This is a genomic window from Congregibacter sp., from assembly GCF_965662665.1.
Lineage (GTDB): Bacteria > Pseudomonadota > Gammaproteobacteria > Pseudomonadales > Halieaceae > Congregibacter.
The window spans coordinates 50,313-66,243 of the sequence record NZ_CBFIIF010000002.1; the positions used below are offsets into that span (position 1 = coordinate 50,313).

Annotated in this window: 15 protein-coding genes; 8 read left to right on the forward strand and 7 right to left on the reverse strand. The window is 57.2% G+C overall.

The genetic code is table 11. The annotated features are described in order from the left end of the window. The first annotated feature begins 7 nt into the window (after positions 1–7). Genes ACTG39_RS01390 through yjgA form a run of 3 tightly spaced genes read left to right on the forward strand, consistent with a single transcriptional unit; the run spans position 8 to position 2,173 of the window. Positions 8–277 carry an HPr family phosphocarrier protein gene (locus ACTG39_RS01390; RefSeq protein ID WP_439105728.1) on the forward strand — a complete coding sequence of 90 codons (270 nt, stop codon included), beginning with the start codon at positions 8–10 and terminating at the stop codon, positions 275–277. After that, positions 274–1,626 (forward strand): magnesium transporter, encoded by a 1,353-nt coding sequence (gene mgtE, locus ACTG39_RS01395; RefSeq protein ID WP_439105729.1) that lies wholly within the window; start codon positions 274–276, stop codon positions 1,624–1,626. Before ACTG39_RS01390 ends, mgtE begins: the two co-directional genes overlap by 4 nt. After that, complete coding sequence (gene yjgA / locus ACTG39_RS01400) at positions 1,619–2,173, forward strand: ribosome biogenesis factor YjgA (RefSeq protein WP_439105730.1); 555 nt, start codon at positions 1,619–1,621, stop codon at positions 2,171–2,173. The genes mgtE and yjgA overlap by 8 nt, the downstream gene beginning before the upstream one ends. Here the strand turns inward: yjgA and ACTG39_RS01405 are convergent. The 6 genes from ACTG39_RS01405 to ACTG39_RS01430 are packed head-to-tail and all read right to left on the reverse strand — an operon-like array spanning position 2,124 to position 10,565. Beyond that, positions 2,124–6,056 (reverse strand): YhdP family phospholipid transporter, encoded by a 3,933-nt coding sequence (locus tag ACTG39_RS01405; protein ID WP_439105731.1) that lies wholly within the window; start codon positions 6,054–6,056, stop codon positions 2,124–2,126. The two genes, yjgA and ACTG39_RS01405, sit on opposite strands and share 50 nt — an antisense overlap. A 27-nt stretch (positions 6,057–6,083) precedes the next feature. Beyond that, complete coding sequence (gene rng / locus ACTG39_RS01410) at positions 6,084–7,541, reverse strand: ribonuclease G (protein WP_439105732.1); 1,458 nt, start codon at positions 7,539–7,541, stop codon at positions 6,084–6,086. Continuing rightward, positions 7,538–8,134 carry a Maf family protein gene (locus ACTG39_RS01415; RefSeq protein WP_439105733.1) on the reverse strand — a complete coding sequence of 199 codons (597 nt, stop codon included), beginning with the start codon at positions 8,132–8,134 and terminating at the stop codon, positions 7,538–7,540. Before ACTG39_RS01415 ends, rng begins: the two co-directional genes overlap by 4 nt. Then, positions 8,134–8,628 (reverse strand): rod shape-determining protein MreD, encoded by a 495-nt coding sequence (mreD, locus tag ACTG39_RS01420; protein ID WP_439105734.1) that lies wholly within the window; start codon positions 8,626–8,628, stop codon positions 8,134–8,136. Before mreD ends, ACTG39_RS01415 begins: the two co-directional genes overlap by 1 nt. Next, positions 8,621–9,496 carry a rod shape-determining protein MreC gene (mreC, locus tag ACTG39_RS01425; RefSeq protein WP_439105735.1) on the reverse strand — a complete coding sequence of 292 codons (876 nt, stop codon included), beginning with the start codon at positions 9,494–9,496 and terminating at the stop codon, positions 8,621–8,623. Before mreC ends, mreD begins: the two co-directional genes overlap by 8 nt. A 31-nt stretch (positions 9,497–9,527) precedes the next feature. Continuing rightward, positions 9,528–10,565 carry a rod shape-determining protein gene (locus ACTG39_RS01430; protein WP_405273670.1) on the reverse strand — a complete coding sequence of 346 codons (1,038 nt, stop codon included), beginning with the start codon at positions 10,563–10,565 and terminating at the stop codon, positions 9,528–9,530. 321 nt (positions 10,566–10,886) lie between these two features. Here ACTG39_RS01430 and gatC point away from each other — a divergent pair, with 321 nt between their 5' ends. The 4 genes from gatC to ACTG39_RS01450 are packed head-to-tail and all read left to right on the forward strand — an operon-like array spanning position 10,887 to position 14,417. After that, complete coding sequence (gatC, locus tag ACTG39_RS01435; protein ID WP_439105736.1) at positions 10,887–11,174, forward strand: Asp-tRNA(Asn)/Glu-tRNA(Gln) amidotransferase subunit GatC; 288 nt, start codon at positions 10,887–10,889, stop codon at positions 11,172–11,174. 1 nt (position 11,175) lies between these two features. After that, on the forward strand, positions 11,176–12,648 hold the full coding sequence (gene gatA, locus ACTG39_RS01440) for an Asp-tRNA(Asn)/Glu-tRNA(Gln) amidotransferase subunit GatA (protein ID WP_439105737.1): 1,473 nt from the start codon (positions 11,176–11,178) through the stop codon (positions 12,646–12,648). Next, positions 12,645–14,099 carry an Asp-tRNA(Asn)/Glu-tRNA(Gln) amidotransferase subunit GatB gene (gene gatB / locus ACTG39_RS01445; protein WP_439105738.1) on the forward strand — a complete coding sequence of 485 codons (1,455 nt, stop codon included), beginning with the start codon at positions 12,645–12,647 and terminating at the stop codon, positions 14,097–14,099. The genes gatA and gatB overlap by 4 nt, the downstream gene beginning before the upstream one ends. Positions 14,100–14,126: 27 nt before the next feature. Then, positions 14,127–14,417 (forward strand): PA4642 family protein, encoded by a 291-nt coding sequence (locus tag ACTG39_RS01450; RefSeq protein ID WP_439105739.1) that lies wholly within the window; start codon positions 14,127–14,129, stop codon positions 14,415–14,417. A gap of 9 nt (positions 14,418–14,426) precedes the next feature. Here the strand turns inward: ACTG39_RS01450 and smrA are convergent, their stop codons facing one another. Further along, a complete protein-coding gene (gene smrA / locus ACTG39_RS01455) occupies positions 14,427–15,035 on the reverse strand; it encodes a DNA endonuclease SmrA (protein WP_439105740.1) in 609 nt (202 codons plus the stop codon). A 161-nt stretch (positions 15,036–15,196) separates the two neighbouring features. On the opposite strand from smrA, the gene cysZ reads away from it, so the two are divergent. After that, positions 15,197–15,925 carry a sulfate transporter CysZ gene (gene cysZ / locus ACTG39_RS01460; RefSeq protein ID WP_439105741.1) on the forward strand — a complete coding sequence of 243 codons (729 nt, stop codon included), beginning with the start codon at positions 15,197–15,199 and terminating at the stop codon, positions 15,923–15,925. The last annotated feature ends 6 nt before the right edge of the window (positions 15,926–15,931 follow it).

A 15,931-nucleotide genomic window follows, 5' to 3' on the forward strand; every position in this document is an offset into this window, starting at 1 on the left:
TGGCGATGTGATCGAAAGCGAACTCAACATCATCAACAAACTTGGTTTGCATGCCCGTGCCGCATCCAAGTTTGTAAGCTGTGCGAGTCGCTTTGGCAGCAAGATTGAAGTCGGCAAAGACGATCAGTGGGTTGATGGCAAAAGCATTATGTCGGTGATGATGCTCGCTGCAGGTCAGGGGAGCACCTTGATGCTCAGGGCCGAGGGGAACGATGAAAAGGAGGCCAGCGAAGCCATTCACGAGCTCGTCAATGACTACTTTGGCGAAGGCGAATGAATACGCTTCAAGAAGACCAAGAACGCTCAAGGGATAGCGTTTCCCGAGCTCTTGAGAGCGGCACTCTGGTCGATGTACGCCGCCTTATCCGGGTCATGGAGCCCGGTGAAGTCGCGCATATTCTCGAGTCATCCCCACCCCGTTTTCGACATGTGCTCTGGCAGCTTCTGGAGGGGTCGCAGGAGGCCGAGGTACTTAACGAGCTTGGCGAAGAGCTCATGCTCGATTTTCTTCAGACCATGGGTCCAGACCAGGTTGCGCAGATTACCGAAGAGCTGGACGACGATGACGTCGCAGATATTCTTCAGCAGCTACCTGAAGCTTTCACCCAGCAAGTTCTGGACGAGATGGACGAGCAGGACAGATCGCGTCTTGAACAGGTAATGGTCCACGATGAGGACACCGCGGGTGGCCTCATGAACACGGACACCATCACGATCCGAGCGGATGTCACCCTGGACGTGGTACTGCGTTTCCTTCGGCGACACGAAGAAATACCCGAGATGACTGATACCTTGATTGTCGTTAGTCGCGACGATCGCTTCGTGGGTCTGCTCCCTATCCGAACGCTTCTTGTTTCAGACCCGAGCTGCTCCGTGCGCGAACTGATGCTCACAAGGCGCAAGCCCATTCACACTGACATGCCGGACAATGAGGTCGCGCGACTGTTTGAGCGCAATGACTGGGTATCCGCACCGGTTGTCGATGGCGAAGGCTATGTGGTGGGTCGAATCACCATTGACGATGTTGTAGATGTTATCCGCGAGGATGGTGATCACTCGCTGATGTCCATGGCCGGACTGGACGAGGACGACGACACCTTTGCGCCCGCTGTGAAAACGGCCCGTCGCCGCGCTGTGTGGCTGGGCATCAACCTGTTGACCGCCTTTATCGCCGCTTCAGTGATCAATCTCTTTCAGGGCACTATTGAACAGGTGGTCGCCCTCGCCGTACTCATGCCCATTGTCGCATCCATGGGCGGCATTGCCGGCACGCAAACGCTGACAGTGCTTGTGCGTGCCCTGGCCGTAGGGCAAATCAATCGCAGCAACGCACGTTGGCTCATCAGCCGTGAACTCGCCTCATCGGCGCTCAATGGGGTTTTATGGGCGCTCGTCGTTGCTGTGGCTGCGTCACTCTGGTTTAACGACACAACCTTAGGCTTGGCCATTGCCCTGGCCATCATCATTAACCTTGTGACTGCCGGCGTTACGGGAGCTGTGTTACCTCTAACGCTGCAACGCATGAAAATCGACCCAGCACTCGCGGGAGGGGTTGTACTCACCACCGTGACGGATGTGGTGGGCTTCATGTCCTTCCTTGGCCTGGCCACGGTGTTCTATGCCTAAACCTCAGCGCGGAAAAAAGAAGCCCACTGAGGATCTCGACCTGGACCCCGAACTGGAGTTTGAAGAAGGTCCCAGCAAGTCCGCGCGCAAGCGGGAAATGACTGCCAGGCAGGCGCTCGGCGAAGCACTCTGCGCGCTCAGTCCAAAGGAACTAGCGAAGATCCCCATTGACGATGAGGATCTCCTCGCGGCCATTGCAGAAAGTACTCGCATCAAGCACCACAGCGCCCTGCGTCGACACCGGCAGTACATCGGCAAACTTATGCGTCGTATAGATCCCGAGCCGCTGCAAAAGGCGCTGGATGCGCTGTACCAATCTCGCAAGGACGAGACTCGCGCTTTTCAGGACATTGAGTCGCTCCGGGACAGCTTGATTCGCGATGGTGATGCTGCCCTGGGAGTCCTCATCAGCAAGTTCCCGGATGCGGACCGACAGCAGCTGCGGCAGTTGATTCGCGACGCCCAAAGAGAAGCCTCTGCGGACAAGCCTCCGGCAGCTAGCCGGCGTCTGTTTCGCTATCTTCGGGATCTTCACTCGTCGGCGTAAGCTTGTCGTCAAAGAGACGGCTGAACTTGACCTCGGGTGTTTCCATAGGACCGGACACCTGGTAGACCGCCGAGGACATACGGTTCACCTGCTTTTCAAACACTTTACTGACAACAAACACGCCCGCGGCCACTGCGGGGCCTGCTGCAAGGGCCGCAACCCACGGCAAATTATTGGCAACCGGCAGAGTAACGAGCAGTTCTCCACTAATACTTCCAAGATTCAAATCGCTTATACCGGTAAAAGCGAAGGCGCTGGCCGCGCCATCAATTTGCAGATCCGCCACCTCCAACAGCCCTCCTTGTAAATACAGTTCCGTGCTCGCCGTCACAAAGGGGATCCCCGTCTCAAACATGTGACTAAGGCTGAGCCCTCTGAGTATTTCGGCGAAGTTGAGAAAGCTAATCATTGATAGGGCACCCGGACCGGACTCGAGAAGACGGCCATTGCGGACCGACAACCGAGCCGAACCTTCGGCATTCACAACGTCATATGCTGTGGGTGGACCCGGCCAACGCAGCCGCAAAGACATTTCTCCCGCTTCGCTCTCAAGCGTAGGGGCAAACCCCGCCGCGGCCATCACTGCCCCCAGATCGCTATAAGCCGCATCGATCTCCAGCGCTGTCACCTCGCTGTCGCCCTCCTCGTACCACCGGAGCATGCCCGGCTCCGGGACATCGAGCTGCAAACCCCAGAGCTCACCCTCTATACCCGTGGCGTATAGCGCCCCATCAGCTTGACTGGTATCCAGATTGAAACCCACGCCGCCCAGTACTCTTTCTCCGTTTCGCAACTCCAGAACGTCGACCCGCATGCTTGGTGTAGTCGTCCGCAGCTGTTCCAGAGTCACCGGCTCTCCTTCGCCAAAGCGCGATAGGTCAAGGCGTTCCAGGAGCAAAAACAACTCCCCTTCTTGCCGCGTGAGGCTGCCCTGAATCGAGTTAGACTCAATGGCTCCCTGCCATAAGTTTTCCGCGCCCCAGAGATCAACCCGCGCTCGCCCAAAACCGCGCGAGGCAAGACTGAGCTCACCGATATCCAAAGAATCAATCTGGTAGGTCAGTAGTTCTTCGGAATCCGCGAATGCTCCTTCGGGTAAGGGAGCCTCCACTGTCACAACATCGGCGTCAGGCGCCCCGCTGCCTGCGTTCTGCGACTCGCTTTTGGCGTCACTGTAACGTCGATAAAAATCGCTCCACTCTGTAACGTCCAGAGACGACACCGTCCCGGTCAGGCAGAGTCGCTGTTCACAAGCCCGCAAATCCGCTTCACTGCCCCCGACACTCGCAGCGAGCGTAGCAAAAGTGCTATCCGCAAGGGCTAACTGCATGTTCAGACGCTCGCCCACATCCAAAGTCATGGTGGGGTCCGGCTTGAGAGGTATAGCAAGGGTCAAGGGGAGTGGCTGATCCGGGCTCTTGCCAAAGGGGCGTGGTGCATCGAAGGTCACCCCCAATAATTCAGAGCTGAGATTAAAGCGTGGGTTGCCCTTCTCGCTCAGTAACAGCTCGCCCGAAAAATCTGTCTTTCCCGTTGCAAAACCCAGCAAGGGCTGTGACAACCAGGGTGCAATAGCCCCGGCATCAAGCTCGCCGGCGAGAGATAAGTCCATACCACTTTCGCTGTCTGCGCGCGCTGTGAGGATCATGGTGCCGCCTAGCGCTTCTCCCTGAAGTTCGCTACCCATGAAGCCTTGCTGCGTTCGGTAGCGGAACTGGCCCCCAACTTGATCCACTGTGAGCCGCAGCTGATCTATCGTCGCGGACGCGTTGTCCAGTAGTAGAGAAACGTCCACATCGGGGACTTTCGATTCCTTCCCGATGGGTAAAGTCAGCGCCAAGTCTCCCTCTATAGAACCGCTGAACTCCCAATCTGCGAACACCTCATTGGTGATGTCGCGCAGCGGCGAGTCGCGCAGCAACAAGGCCGCGGCACTGGCGGGGCCCCTAAGGTGACCAGCGACATCCAGCAGAGCACCTGGTGCCTCGGGCAGCACCCTGATCATCAGCTCGGTGAGCTCTGCGCCAGAACTGCGTGCGGTAGGCGCGCGGCCCCAGGTTCGACCATCATCCACCCATATCGTTGCGGTAACGTCGGTGAGTGTCGGCCAGGCAGGGTCGTAGGTGAGCGTCGCGTCACTGGTATCCAAAAACAGCTGCACCGTCTTGTGCGGTAAGTTGCGTTGACGGGTGCTGCCACGCCAGATAAAACCGGCTCGCTCAACCTTGCCGGCAACGATACTTCGATCCAGCCAGCCCAAAAGCGGTCCGGGTAAGGTAAACGGTAGATATTTGCCCCGTTCCTGTACCTGAGAGTCCTTAAGCCCAATGAGGAGCTCCAGCTCAACACCGGTTACCCGCTCACTAAAGGGAATGTCTACGGCGAACAAGCCGCTCGCGCTGCCTTCATCACCAACCAGCCGCATCAGGCCGCTGTCTATACGAAGCCAATCGCTGCCCCAATCAAGATAAATATCGCCCAGGGCATCCGCATACTCCAGCGGCTCCTGATACACCGACGGGAAATGCATACTAAAGTCCTGGGCATCCAGCTTCAGCTGACCGAAGCCCGGGGACAGTTCGAGATAACCCGTGACACCGGTCAAGGCCGGCGTATTGCGCCAGCTCTTAACACTCAAATCCTCCACCGCGCTGCGGAGCTGCCAGCTGTTTGCCGGGTCAGAGATGTCGTCCAAACGCAGCTCCAACACGCTCAATCTTCCCGTCGGTGCCAAAGTAGGCAGCACGTCGCGAAAACCCTGAGGAAGCCCCGGCGCGGCCGATAAAAGTGTCGGAAGCGCAGCCAGCCCCAAATCACTCGCGCGAATGCGCAAGGCTTGTCCCCACCAATCAAACTGAGCGCGATTCAGGTTCAGCGCCTGTCCCTCACGCTCAATACGAAAATCCTCGGTGAGCAGGCTCCAGTGTCTGGCACGCTGCTCCAGGGCTGCTTCGAAAGAAAGCGCATCAAGGGGCAGCGACCAGGCGTTATCGAGCTCGTCCAGGCGTAAAGCAGTGCCGTCCCATCGCATCGTCGCAGTGGAGTCACCGCCGGCGCGCGTTAACCAAAACTGTGCGCTGGCCGACCCCGCCAGGCGAAACGGCAGATCCAGACTGCTCCAAAGATTGCTCAATGCAGCAAGATCGCTGCTCTTGGCATCCACAAAAATATCGCCAGTCCAGGAAAGTGGCCGCAAGGGATTACCAACGCCCTCGGCATTAACCGCCAATACGATACTGTCACCCTCGACCGTGCCATGGAGACGCCGGTCGTTGCCATCACGCTCCAACAGGAGATCAACCGCCAAACCGATACTCCCATTGGGTGTATCGAGACGCAGGGCATTCTCTGAAAGCGCTACCCGTTCAACATTGGGTAGAAAGCCCTCAAGCCACTCTTTGAGCGCACCACCGCCCCCAGCGGAAAAACCCACTATTTCGATGACGCCGTCTTCGCTCAAACGCGCATCCAGCGCGAGACCCGCCACCTCCATCCGGGATAACTGCAGACTCCCCGCTCGCAGACTCCCGGGCACATCAATACGAAAAGACCCTCGCCCAATTGCGATAGGCGGCGACTGCGCATCGCTTTGCGTGATTCGCAGCTCCGTAAAAGCCAGTTCGGGGCTAAACGCTTCCCAGCTACCACTTAAACTGGCAACGGAAACAGTAAAGGGGAGTTGGCGGTTGATCTGCTCAAGCACGGGATCGCGAAGCACCGGCATCTGTTGCATCAGGAAACGACCCGCCGCCACATACATCGCCAACAACACGACAATGACCACCAACAACCGCCATGCCCAGGGCGCCAGAGCATGGAAGCCTCGTAGCGATAGGCTCTCCTCTGCATGGTGCGGGCTCTGGGTCGTTTGGCGATCGCTCATAGCTGTCGCACCCAGAAAATGTGGGGGCTAGAGCAATACAATATCGAATTGCTCCTGTGTGTAATCAGGCTCTGCGCGAAAGCTGATACTGCGTCCAATAAACGACTCAAGATCTCCCACATGCGCGGACTCTTCTTCCTGCAGTCGCTCTACCACGGTGTAAGCAGCCAGCACTATGAGACCTCCCGTTTCGTAGGCTCTCGCGTCACGCATAATTTCCCGCAGTATTTCATAGCATACGGTCTCGGCGGACTTGAGAACGCCCCTGCCCTCACAACTTGGACAGTCTTCGCATAGCGTGCGTTCCAGGCTCTCGCGAGTCCTTTTACGCGTCATCTCGATGAGGCCTAACTCGGAAACCCCCGTGATCTTGTTCCTGGCCAGATCTCTCGCCATGGCTTTTTCCAAAGCCCGATGTACTTGCCGACGATGCTCTGCGTCCTGCATGTCAATAAAATCAACGATCACGATACCGCCAAGATTGCGCAACCTCAGCTGTCTTGCGAGAACCGTCGCCGCTTCGAGATTTGTCTTGAAGAGGGTTTCTTCCTGATTACGCCGCCCCACAAACGATCCGGTGTTCACATCAATCGTTGTCATCGCCTCGGTCTGATCGATCACAAGGTGCCCGCCGCTTTTAAGAGGCACACGGCGCGCCAGGGCACGCTGCAAATCCTCTTCTACGCTGTGCAGATCAAAAATGGGGCGTTCGCCCTCATAGAGTTCTACCAGATCGGCGACCTCGGGCATGTACTTCAGGCAGAACTCATTGAGCACCGTATAGTTCTCATGGCTGTCCACCAGAATGCGCTGCACGTCCGGACGCGCCAAATCACGCACCGCCCGCAGCTGCAGCGGTAAATCCTCGTAAAGAAGTTCCGGCCCCTGCGCTTCTGCCGCACGGCGAGACACCACCGTCCATAAACGTTTCAGAAATCTAAGGTCTGCACGAATTTCGCTATCGCCCACCCCTTCCGCTGCAGTGCGCAGGATAAAACCGCCACCACCCTCCATAGACTCACAATCCAGGGCCGCTGCGAGTATCTCCTGCAGACGCGCGCGCTCATCGCTATCGTCGATGCGCTGCGACACTCCTACATGATCGCTTTGAGGCATGTAAACCAGATAGCGCGTAGACACCGAAAGCTGGCTGGTAAGACGGGCGCCTTTCTTGCTGATGGGGTCTTTCACCACTTGTACAGTTACAAGCTGTCCTTCCTGCAGGTGATCCGCGATGCGCTCTTCGGTCGCAGCCCCGGCGCCCAGCACATCGCTAAGATGTATAAATCCGCTACGCTCAAAGCCAAAGTCCACGAAGGCAGCCTGCATCCCCGGCATTACACGAACTACCCGACCGGCGTAGATGTTACCCACGATGCCGCGGCTGGACTGCCGCTCTATGTATATATCCTGAGCAACGCCGTTCTCCACCACCGCGACGCGCGCCTCCATGGGCGTGACGTTCACGAGAATTTCTTCGTTCACGGGGCGCGACTCCGCAACACCGGTTCAAGTCCGAATCTCAGAAGCAACTCGCGAGTTTCTACTAGGGGTAGACCAATCACATTACTGACACTGCCATCGATACGCCGCACGAAACTTCCCGCCAAACCCTGGATCGCATAGGCACCCGCTTTATCCCAGGGCTCATCCGTAGCCAGGTACTGGTCAATCAATCTCGCTGTTAAGCTCGTAAACTCCACAGCCGTTTGTATCAATACTGTTTCGCTACGCGACCCCAGACAGGCGCAGACCGCTGTAAAAACGTCGTGGGTCCTGCCGCTCAGTGCTTCGAGCATCAATCTGGCGTCAGTCGCATCCCTGGGCTTACCCAGACTACGGTCATCGAGCACCACGGTCGTATCTGCAGTCAGCAATATACTTTTCGCATCGCCAGCCAGGGCCGCGGCTTTTTGCTGCGCCATACGCTGAACATAGCCCCGCGGCGCTTCCCCCGGAGAGGGCGTTTCATCAATGTCAGCTGATCTAACGATGAAGCTCACGCCTAGTTGCGCAAGCAGATCGGCCCGACGCGGGCTTGCCGAACCCAAAACCACGGATCGCGAAGACGAGTCCATCAATGAACCTTATAGCTTCGTCGGAGCTCACGAAGCACGGGCATCATCAGCGGCCAGAGCAGCGCTGAACTCAGGGCTGGGTAAAGAAACGCAAAACCCGGCGCTCCCGCACCCTGCAAACCTTGCAACCATTGCAACCATTGCGTGATTAACTGATGTAATCCCGCGAGTAAAAATACCACCGAGGCCTGCTGCACCAGAGAGAACACCCGTAAACGTTGATACATCAAGCGCGCAAGCGTTACGACCACCGCAAGGGAAAGCATGTTTTGCCCGATGACGGCGCCTTCCATGACATCTACCAGTAGGCCGACGGCCAACGCCGTAATCAGGCCCACGCGATGAGGAAGGGCGATGGTCCAGTACAGTAAGACCAGCAAAATCCACTCGGGGCGCCACCATACGACAGCGCGGGTGAGAGGAACAACAGCGAAGATCGCTGCAAGCAACAATGAGACAACAATGACCCAGTAGCCGTTGACGCCTTCACTCACCCGGCGTATCCCCGGCAGCGCTCTCTGGCTCTATATCCGGCAGACGACTGAACACCAGCAGGGCATGACGCGCTCGATCCAGCGCTGCGGTGGGCGTCGCCACGATGCGGGCAAACGCCTCCCCCGGGTTTCGCTCCACGGCGGATACGATTGCGACGGGATAACCAATGGGAAAACGCCCGCCTAAACCGGAGGTAACCAGAAGATCACCTGGCTTAATGTCGGTGGTCGCCGTTACGTGGTTTACCGCAAGTCGATCCAGAGACCCAATACCTTCTGCCACTGCGCGTACACCATTGCGATTCACCTGCACCGGCACAGAATGACGTGGATCGGTCACCAGAAGTACGCGAGAAGTGGTCACGCCCACTTCTACTACTTGTCCCATGAGACCCTGAGCATCGATGAGAGGCTGCCCCTCATAAACCTTGGCTTCGGCGCCTTTATCAAGGACAAGTTGATGACGGACGGGATCTGGTGAAACACCAATAATCTCGCTCACCAGTACATCGTCACGCAGTAAGGCCGTGGAATTAAGCAGGGCCCGAAGACGGGTATTGTCTGCCTGCATGGAAGCCAGCTGCTGAGAGCGCCCCTGCAGCACCAGATTCTCTCTTCGCAAGCGATCGTTGTCCTCAAGCAGGCGCTGCCGGGAGCGAATCGTATTGTCCTGCCAATCACTCACCGCAGAGGGAATATCGGCAATGAGATAAATCGGCGTGAGAAGCGTGTCTATAGCAGAGCGCACCGTGGCGAGCCCGCTGTAGCGAAGATCCGCCACGAGCAAAGCGCTCACTAGGAGCAGTCCTAGAACGAGCCTAAGGCCTAGATTGGATTCCTGTATGAACAGCGGCTTGATCGGCAGCACCCAAAGCGGGCCATGCTTAAGCCGCCCGCGATTATTCGGTAGAGAGTAATTCTATCGTATGCCGGTCCATGCGTTCCATGGCCATACCACCACCGCGCGCCACACAGGTCAGCGGATCTTCGGCAACGACAACCGGTAGCCCGGTCTCCGACGCAATAAGTCGATCCAGATCCCGCAGCAGAGCACCACCGCCGGTCAGGACAATGCCGCTCTCGGCAATATCTGCCGCCAGCTCAGGAGGAGATTGCTCTAGTGCGGACTTCACAGACTGCACGATAGATGAAAGGGGATCCTGCAGAGACTCGAGAATCTCGTCGCTGTTGAGCGTAAAGCTGCGGGGAACACCTTCGGCCAGGTTCCTGCCACGCACATCTATCTCGCGCAGCTCGCTGCCGGCAAAGGCGCAGCCCACCTCCTGCTTGATCTTTTCTGCTGTGGAATCACCAATCAAAGTGCCATAACGCCTACGTACATAGGCCACGATCGCTTCATCAAAGCGATCACCACCCAAGCGAATTGAATCAGAATAAACCACGCCGTTTAGGGAAATAATCGCAATTTCAGTGGTCCCACCGCCCACATCGACCACCATGCAACCTGAGGCTTCATCGACTTCGAGGCCAGCCCCGATCGCCGCCGCCATAGGTTCTTCGATGAGTCGCACTTCCCGGGCACCGGCTGACAGCGCCGACTCGCGGATCGCGCGGCGCTCTACCTGCGTCGATTTGCAAGGCACACAGACGAGTACTCTAGGACTGGGGCGGATAAAGCGGGTTTCGTGCACTTTGGCGATAAAGTGCTGGAGCATTTTTTCCGTGACCTGAAAATCAGCGATGACGCCGTCTTTCAATGGCCGAATAGCCGTGATATTTCCCGGGGTACGTCCCAACATACGTTTGGCTTCGGTACCCACGGCCTCAATGGTTTTTTGTCCGTTGTGAATACGGATCGCTACCACCGAAGGCTCATCGAGCACGATGCCCTGACCTCGGACATAAATCAGGGTGTTGGCTGTTCCAAGATCGATGGAGAGATCGTTTGAGAACATGCCACGCAATTTTTTCAGCATGAAATTCTGTTACCTGAATGAAGGTAAAAGTAAAGGTGAAAGTAATGACTGGAGAGTACGTCGCACAAGCTTTGTCGTGCCATAAGCGAGGGCATCTTGAGAACTTTTACATACGCCTTCCGCCGCAGTGTGATGACAAGTATCACAAGGCAACTGGCGTGCGGTATCAATGCCCGTCGTTTTATCTATTTTTTCCGTCTCAACCCAGCGTTCCTATGCGGCGCAAGGTTAACAATCGCGGGGGTGTTGGGCAAGAAACAAATGTTGTATGGTGCGGCGCTCTTCAGGTATCAACTCCAGACACAAACATCAGATAAGCCCATGTCCGTATCCGGCGACACTATTCAAGAAATCGCGCAACTGGCGCGTCTCCGCGTGGAAGACGATGAGCTTCCCAAGCTGACCAGCAGTTTTAACGCGATCCTCGACCTTTTTGAGCAGCTCCAGGCCGCGCCAACCGACGGCGTAGAGCCCATGGCGAACCCCCTTGATGCGAGCCAGACTCTGCGCGATGACGTAGTCAGCGAGACAAATCAGCGCGAAGCATTACAAGCCTCTGCACCCCTCACTGAGGACGGTCTGTATCTGGTGCCCAGGGTGGTGGACTGAGATGACTCAGGACACGGATACTCGCAGCCTTCTGGAGCTCTCCGACGCGCTTGCCAGCGGCGATACCAGCAGTCTAGCGCTGACAGAGGCTGCTTTGTCGCGCATCGCTGCGGTAGATAGCGCCCTCAACAGCTTCATCACAGTTGATGAGGAAGGGGCTCTGCAAGCAGCGCAAGCTGCCGATGCACGTATCGCGAGCGGCGATGCAGGTCCATTGACGGGCATTCCCATTGCCCATAAGGATATTTTTTGCACCGAGGGCCTGCGCACCAGCTGCGGTTCTCGCATGCTCGATGGCTTTACACCGCCCTACGACGCGACGGTGGTGGAGCGTTTTCGCGAAGCCGGGGCCGTGCTCATCGGCAAGACCAACATGGATGAGTTCGCCATGGGCTCGTCGAACGAGAACAGCTTTTACGGACCCTGCCTTAACCCCTGGGATACGAATCGAGTACCCGGAGGTTCTTCGGGCGGCTCGGCCGCAGCGGTTGCTGCAGGACTTGTCGCCGCCGCGACAGGTACAGACACGGGCGGATCCATCCGCCAGCCCGCGGCTTTTTGCGGCATTACCGGGCTCAAACCCACCTACGGGCTGGTTTCCAGACTGGGTATGATCGCCTACGCCTCCAGTCTCGATCAGGGCGGGCCCATGGCACGCAGCGCTGAAGACTGCGCGATTTTGCTGCAAGTCATGGCCGCGCACGATCCGAGAGACTCAACCTCCGCTAAGCGCCCTCTCGAGAACTATCGTGATCAGCTGCAACAACCCGTCGAAGGGCTGCGCATCGGTATCCCAAAGGAGTACTTTGGCGAGGGACTGGATAGCGGCGTTGCCGCAGTGATCGAGGCAGCTCTCAAAGAATACGAAGCCCTGGGCGCGACCCTCCATGAGATTTCCCTGCCCCGGACGGCTTTGTCGATTCCAGCCTACTATGTCGTCGCGCCTGCAGAAGCATCGACGAATCTGTCGCGCTATGACGGCGTACGCTACGGACACCGCTGCGAAAACCCCAGCGATCTTGAGGATCTCTACACGCGCAGTCGAGAAGAAGGCTTTGGCGACGAAGTACAACGGCGCATTCTTGTAGGCACCTACGCCCTCTCCTCGGGCTATTACGATGCTTACTACAAAAAGGCCCAGCAAGTGCGCAGGCTCATTGCCGGCGACTTTGCCAGCGCTTTTGAATCTGTTGACGTTATTGCCGGACCCACAACACCCGGCGTCGCCTTTGAACTGGGGTCAAAAACCAATGACCCCACGGCTATGTATCTCGAGGATATCTACACGCTCTCGGTGAACCTTGCGGGTCTGCCAGCCATGAGCCTGCCTGCAGGCTTCAGCAACGGACTGCCGGTGGGTCTGCAGCTGATCGGGCAGCACTTTGACGAGGCGCGACTGCTCGCCACGGCCCACCAGTTCCAACAGCGTAATGACTGGCACCGTAAAACGCCTACCATGGAGGCGTCCTCATGAGCCGCGAAATGGTTATCGGCCTCGAGGTGCACCTGCAATTAGCCACCCGATCAAAGATTTTCTCCGGGAGTGCCACGACCTTTGGTGCGCCGCCCAATACCCAGGCAAACGCAGTCGACCTAGCCATGCCGGGTATGCTGCCTGTGCTCAATCTGCAAGCAGTGCGCTACGCGGTGATGTTCGGTCTGGCGATTGATGCGCAGATCGGTAAGCGCTCGGTCTTTGATCGCAAAAACTATTTTTACCCGGATCTGCCCAAGGGGTATCAGATCAGCCAGTTTGCGGAACCCATCGTCGGGGTGGGCCGCTTTGCCTTTAACCTGCCCGATGGCACCCCAAGCGAGGTCGGCATAACCCGTGCTCACCTGGAAGAGGACGCCGGCAAGTCACTGCATGAAGATTTTCATGGCATGACCGGCATCGACCTGAACCGTGCAGGCACACCATTGTTAGAAATTGTCACGGAACCTGATTTTCGCAGCGCAGAACAGGCCGTGGCCTTCCTCAAGGCACTCCACAGCCTGGTCACCTATCTGGGTATTTCTGACGGCAACATGGCCGAAGGATCCATGCGCTGCGATGTGAATCTGTCTTTGCGACCTGCGGGCAGTGACACTTTAGGCACACGCACAGAGATAAAAAACGTCAACTCGTTCCGCTTTGTGGAAAAAGCGATTCACTGCGAGCGCATCCGACAAGAGGACATCCTCGACGATGGTGGCAGCATCGTTCAGGAAACGCGCCTCTATGATGCGGACCGCGATGAAACGCGCTCTATGCGCAGCAAAGAAGTTGCCAACGACTATCGCTATTTTCCTGAACCCGACCTCTTACCGGTGCTCTTGAGTGACGAAGATGTCGCCGAAATAGCGGCGGCGCTACCGGAGCTACCGCGAGCGCGGCGGACGCGTTTTCAGGACGCCTATGGCCTATCCGACTACGACGCTGGCGTACTCACCGACGAGCGCGCAGTAGCGGATTACTTTGAGGCGGTAGCAAATGCCAGTGGCGACGCAAAACTTGCCGCCAACTGGATTCAAGGAGAGCTGCTGGCAGCACTCAATGCGCAAGACCTGGACATGCCAAGCTGCCCCTTGCAGGCCGAGCAGCTCGCCGGTCTGATCATGCGCATCAAAGACCAAACAATCTCCGGAAAGATTGCCAAGCAGGTCTTTGAGGCGATGTGGAACGGCGAGGGCGACGCGGATGCGATCATCGACGCCCGAGGCCTCAAGCAGGTTTCGGACAGTGGGGCTCTGGAATCGATGGTAGCTAAGGTGGTGTCGGACAACCCGGACCAGGTAGCTCAGTACCGCGCGGCCGATCCCGCCAAACGCAAAAAACTCAGTGGTTTTTTTGTAGGTCAAATCATGAAAGCGTCCAAAGGGCAGGCGAACCCCAAAATGGTGAACGATTTGCTCCTCGCTCGCCTGGACGGCGACGACGCCTAGTACCAAGAAACACAAAGGATCATCGGAATGCGTAAAGACAAAGCCAAAGTACTTGACGAGCAGTGGGACGATGAGCGCGTCGCCAGCTTTTTAGAACCCAGACCAGGTGATGGCCAAAACGCAGATTTCAGGCTGCTACTGCGCGCCTACCAGAGCATGCGTGACACAGACTTTGCGCGGTTTATCCCGCTCTTTTGCGCGGCAGGTCGTGACATCAATGCCGTGGGACACGAAGGCAAGACTCTTCTTGAGGAAGTCAGTGAGCACCGTTACGGCCTTGCTTACGCTGAGACCCTAAAGTCGCACGGCGCTCATTAAGCGCATCGCTCAGGATGAGCTCTGTTCGTAGGAAACCCGACCTCGCATAAACCGCTCGCGGTTCTCACGTTTTTTCTCTTCGCTCTTTGCCAAAAGCACTACAACAGCTCCAGTGCCCCCCATGTGGGCCGGCGCGCTATGAAAAGCCTGCACGGGAGCCAGCTCCCGCAGCCAGTGATCCACGAAGCCCTTTAGAATACCCACGGCCTCACTATTAGGGCTGCGTTCTCCCTTACCATGAACCACGAGCACGCTGCGCAAACCCAGCTCATGGCACTCGTTGATGAAGCCGTAGATCTCCCGACGGGCACGCTGGACATTCATTCGATGCATATCCAGCCTGGCCTCGGCAGCGTAGCTGCCTTTTTTGAGCTTGCGATAAACCCCGTTTTGGATACCAGGCCGCTTAAACTCCAGCACAAACCAGGGATCAAGGGCCCGTACACCCTCGTCGGCAAGCGGGTTGGTATCTCGCCCGCGTTCGGTCACCGCCGCTTCCCGGCGCAGCTGAGCCGCGGTTTTGTCCGCCGCAGCGGGCTTTCGTCGCACCCGCGCCTCGGTTTTTATGGGTGTCACGTCGCCCATCTCGCTCAGGAAGTCGTCATCACTGTTTATCATCGGCGCCTCCTCGAATTCATCACAATGCGCTGGTACAAGCGGCTACAGTTTTCGTCGCAAATCAGGCTCAGACTAACTCGGACCCCACGACAAACACCGCACGAAACAATCTACTCGCGTTAAACTACGCAGACTACCAGCCTCACAGATCAGGAAGAAAATTGGAAGGCGATCCTGTATACGGTGCCGGCTGCCTCATTCGAGGCGGCAAAATGCTCAGCCACCCCAGGCTGCGGCCCTTTGTGCTCGTGCCCTTGACCATCAACGTGGTGATTTTCGGCTCGCTCATCAGTTGGGGACTCAGTAATCTCGTAACCTGGGTGGATGGTTGGATGGCATGGCTTCCCAGCTGGCTCTCATTTCTTGAATGGATCTTGTGGCCCATTATTGGGCTTACGGTAGCGCTGGTCACGGGGTATCTGTTTACCGCGGTTGCCCTACTCATCGCCTCACCCTTCAATGCGCTGCTGGCAGAAAAGGCCGAGGAGCTCATCACCGGGCAGCCCGTGCAAGGTCTCGAGGGACTCGGCGCCGCCCTCATGAGCGTTCCCCGGGGAATTTTTCGAGAAATCGCCAAGCTTGTCTACTACATCCCGATGGCGGTAATGGTTCTAATCATCAGCTTCATCCCTGCCGTCAACGCCATTGCACCGCTACTGTGGTTGCTCCTGGGCGCATGGATGATGAGCCTCCAGTTCGTCGACTACCCCATGGACAATCATCAATTCAGCTTCAAAGACGTGCGCATCGCCGTGAGCGATCGACGACTCTCAAGCCTGGGTTTTGGCGGCATGGTCGCGGCGCTGGCAAGCATTCCTATCGTCAACTTCTTTGTGGTTCCAGCAGCAGTAGTGGGTGCCACGATCCTGTATGTGGAAGAACTTCGATAGCGGACG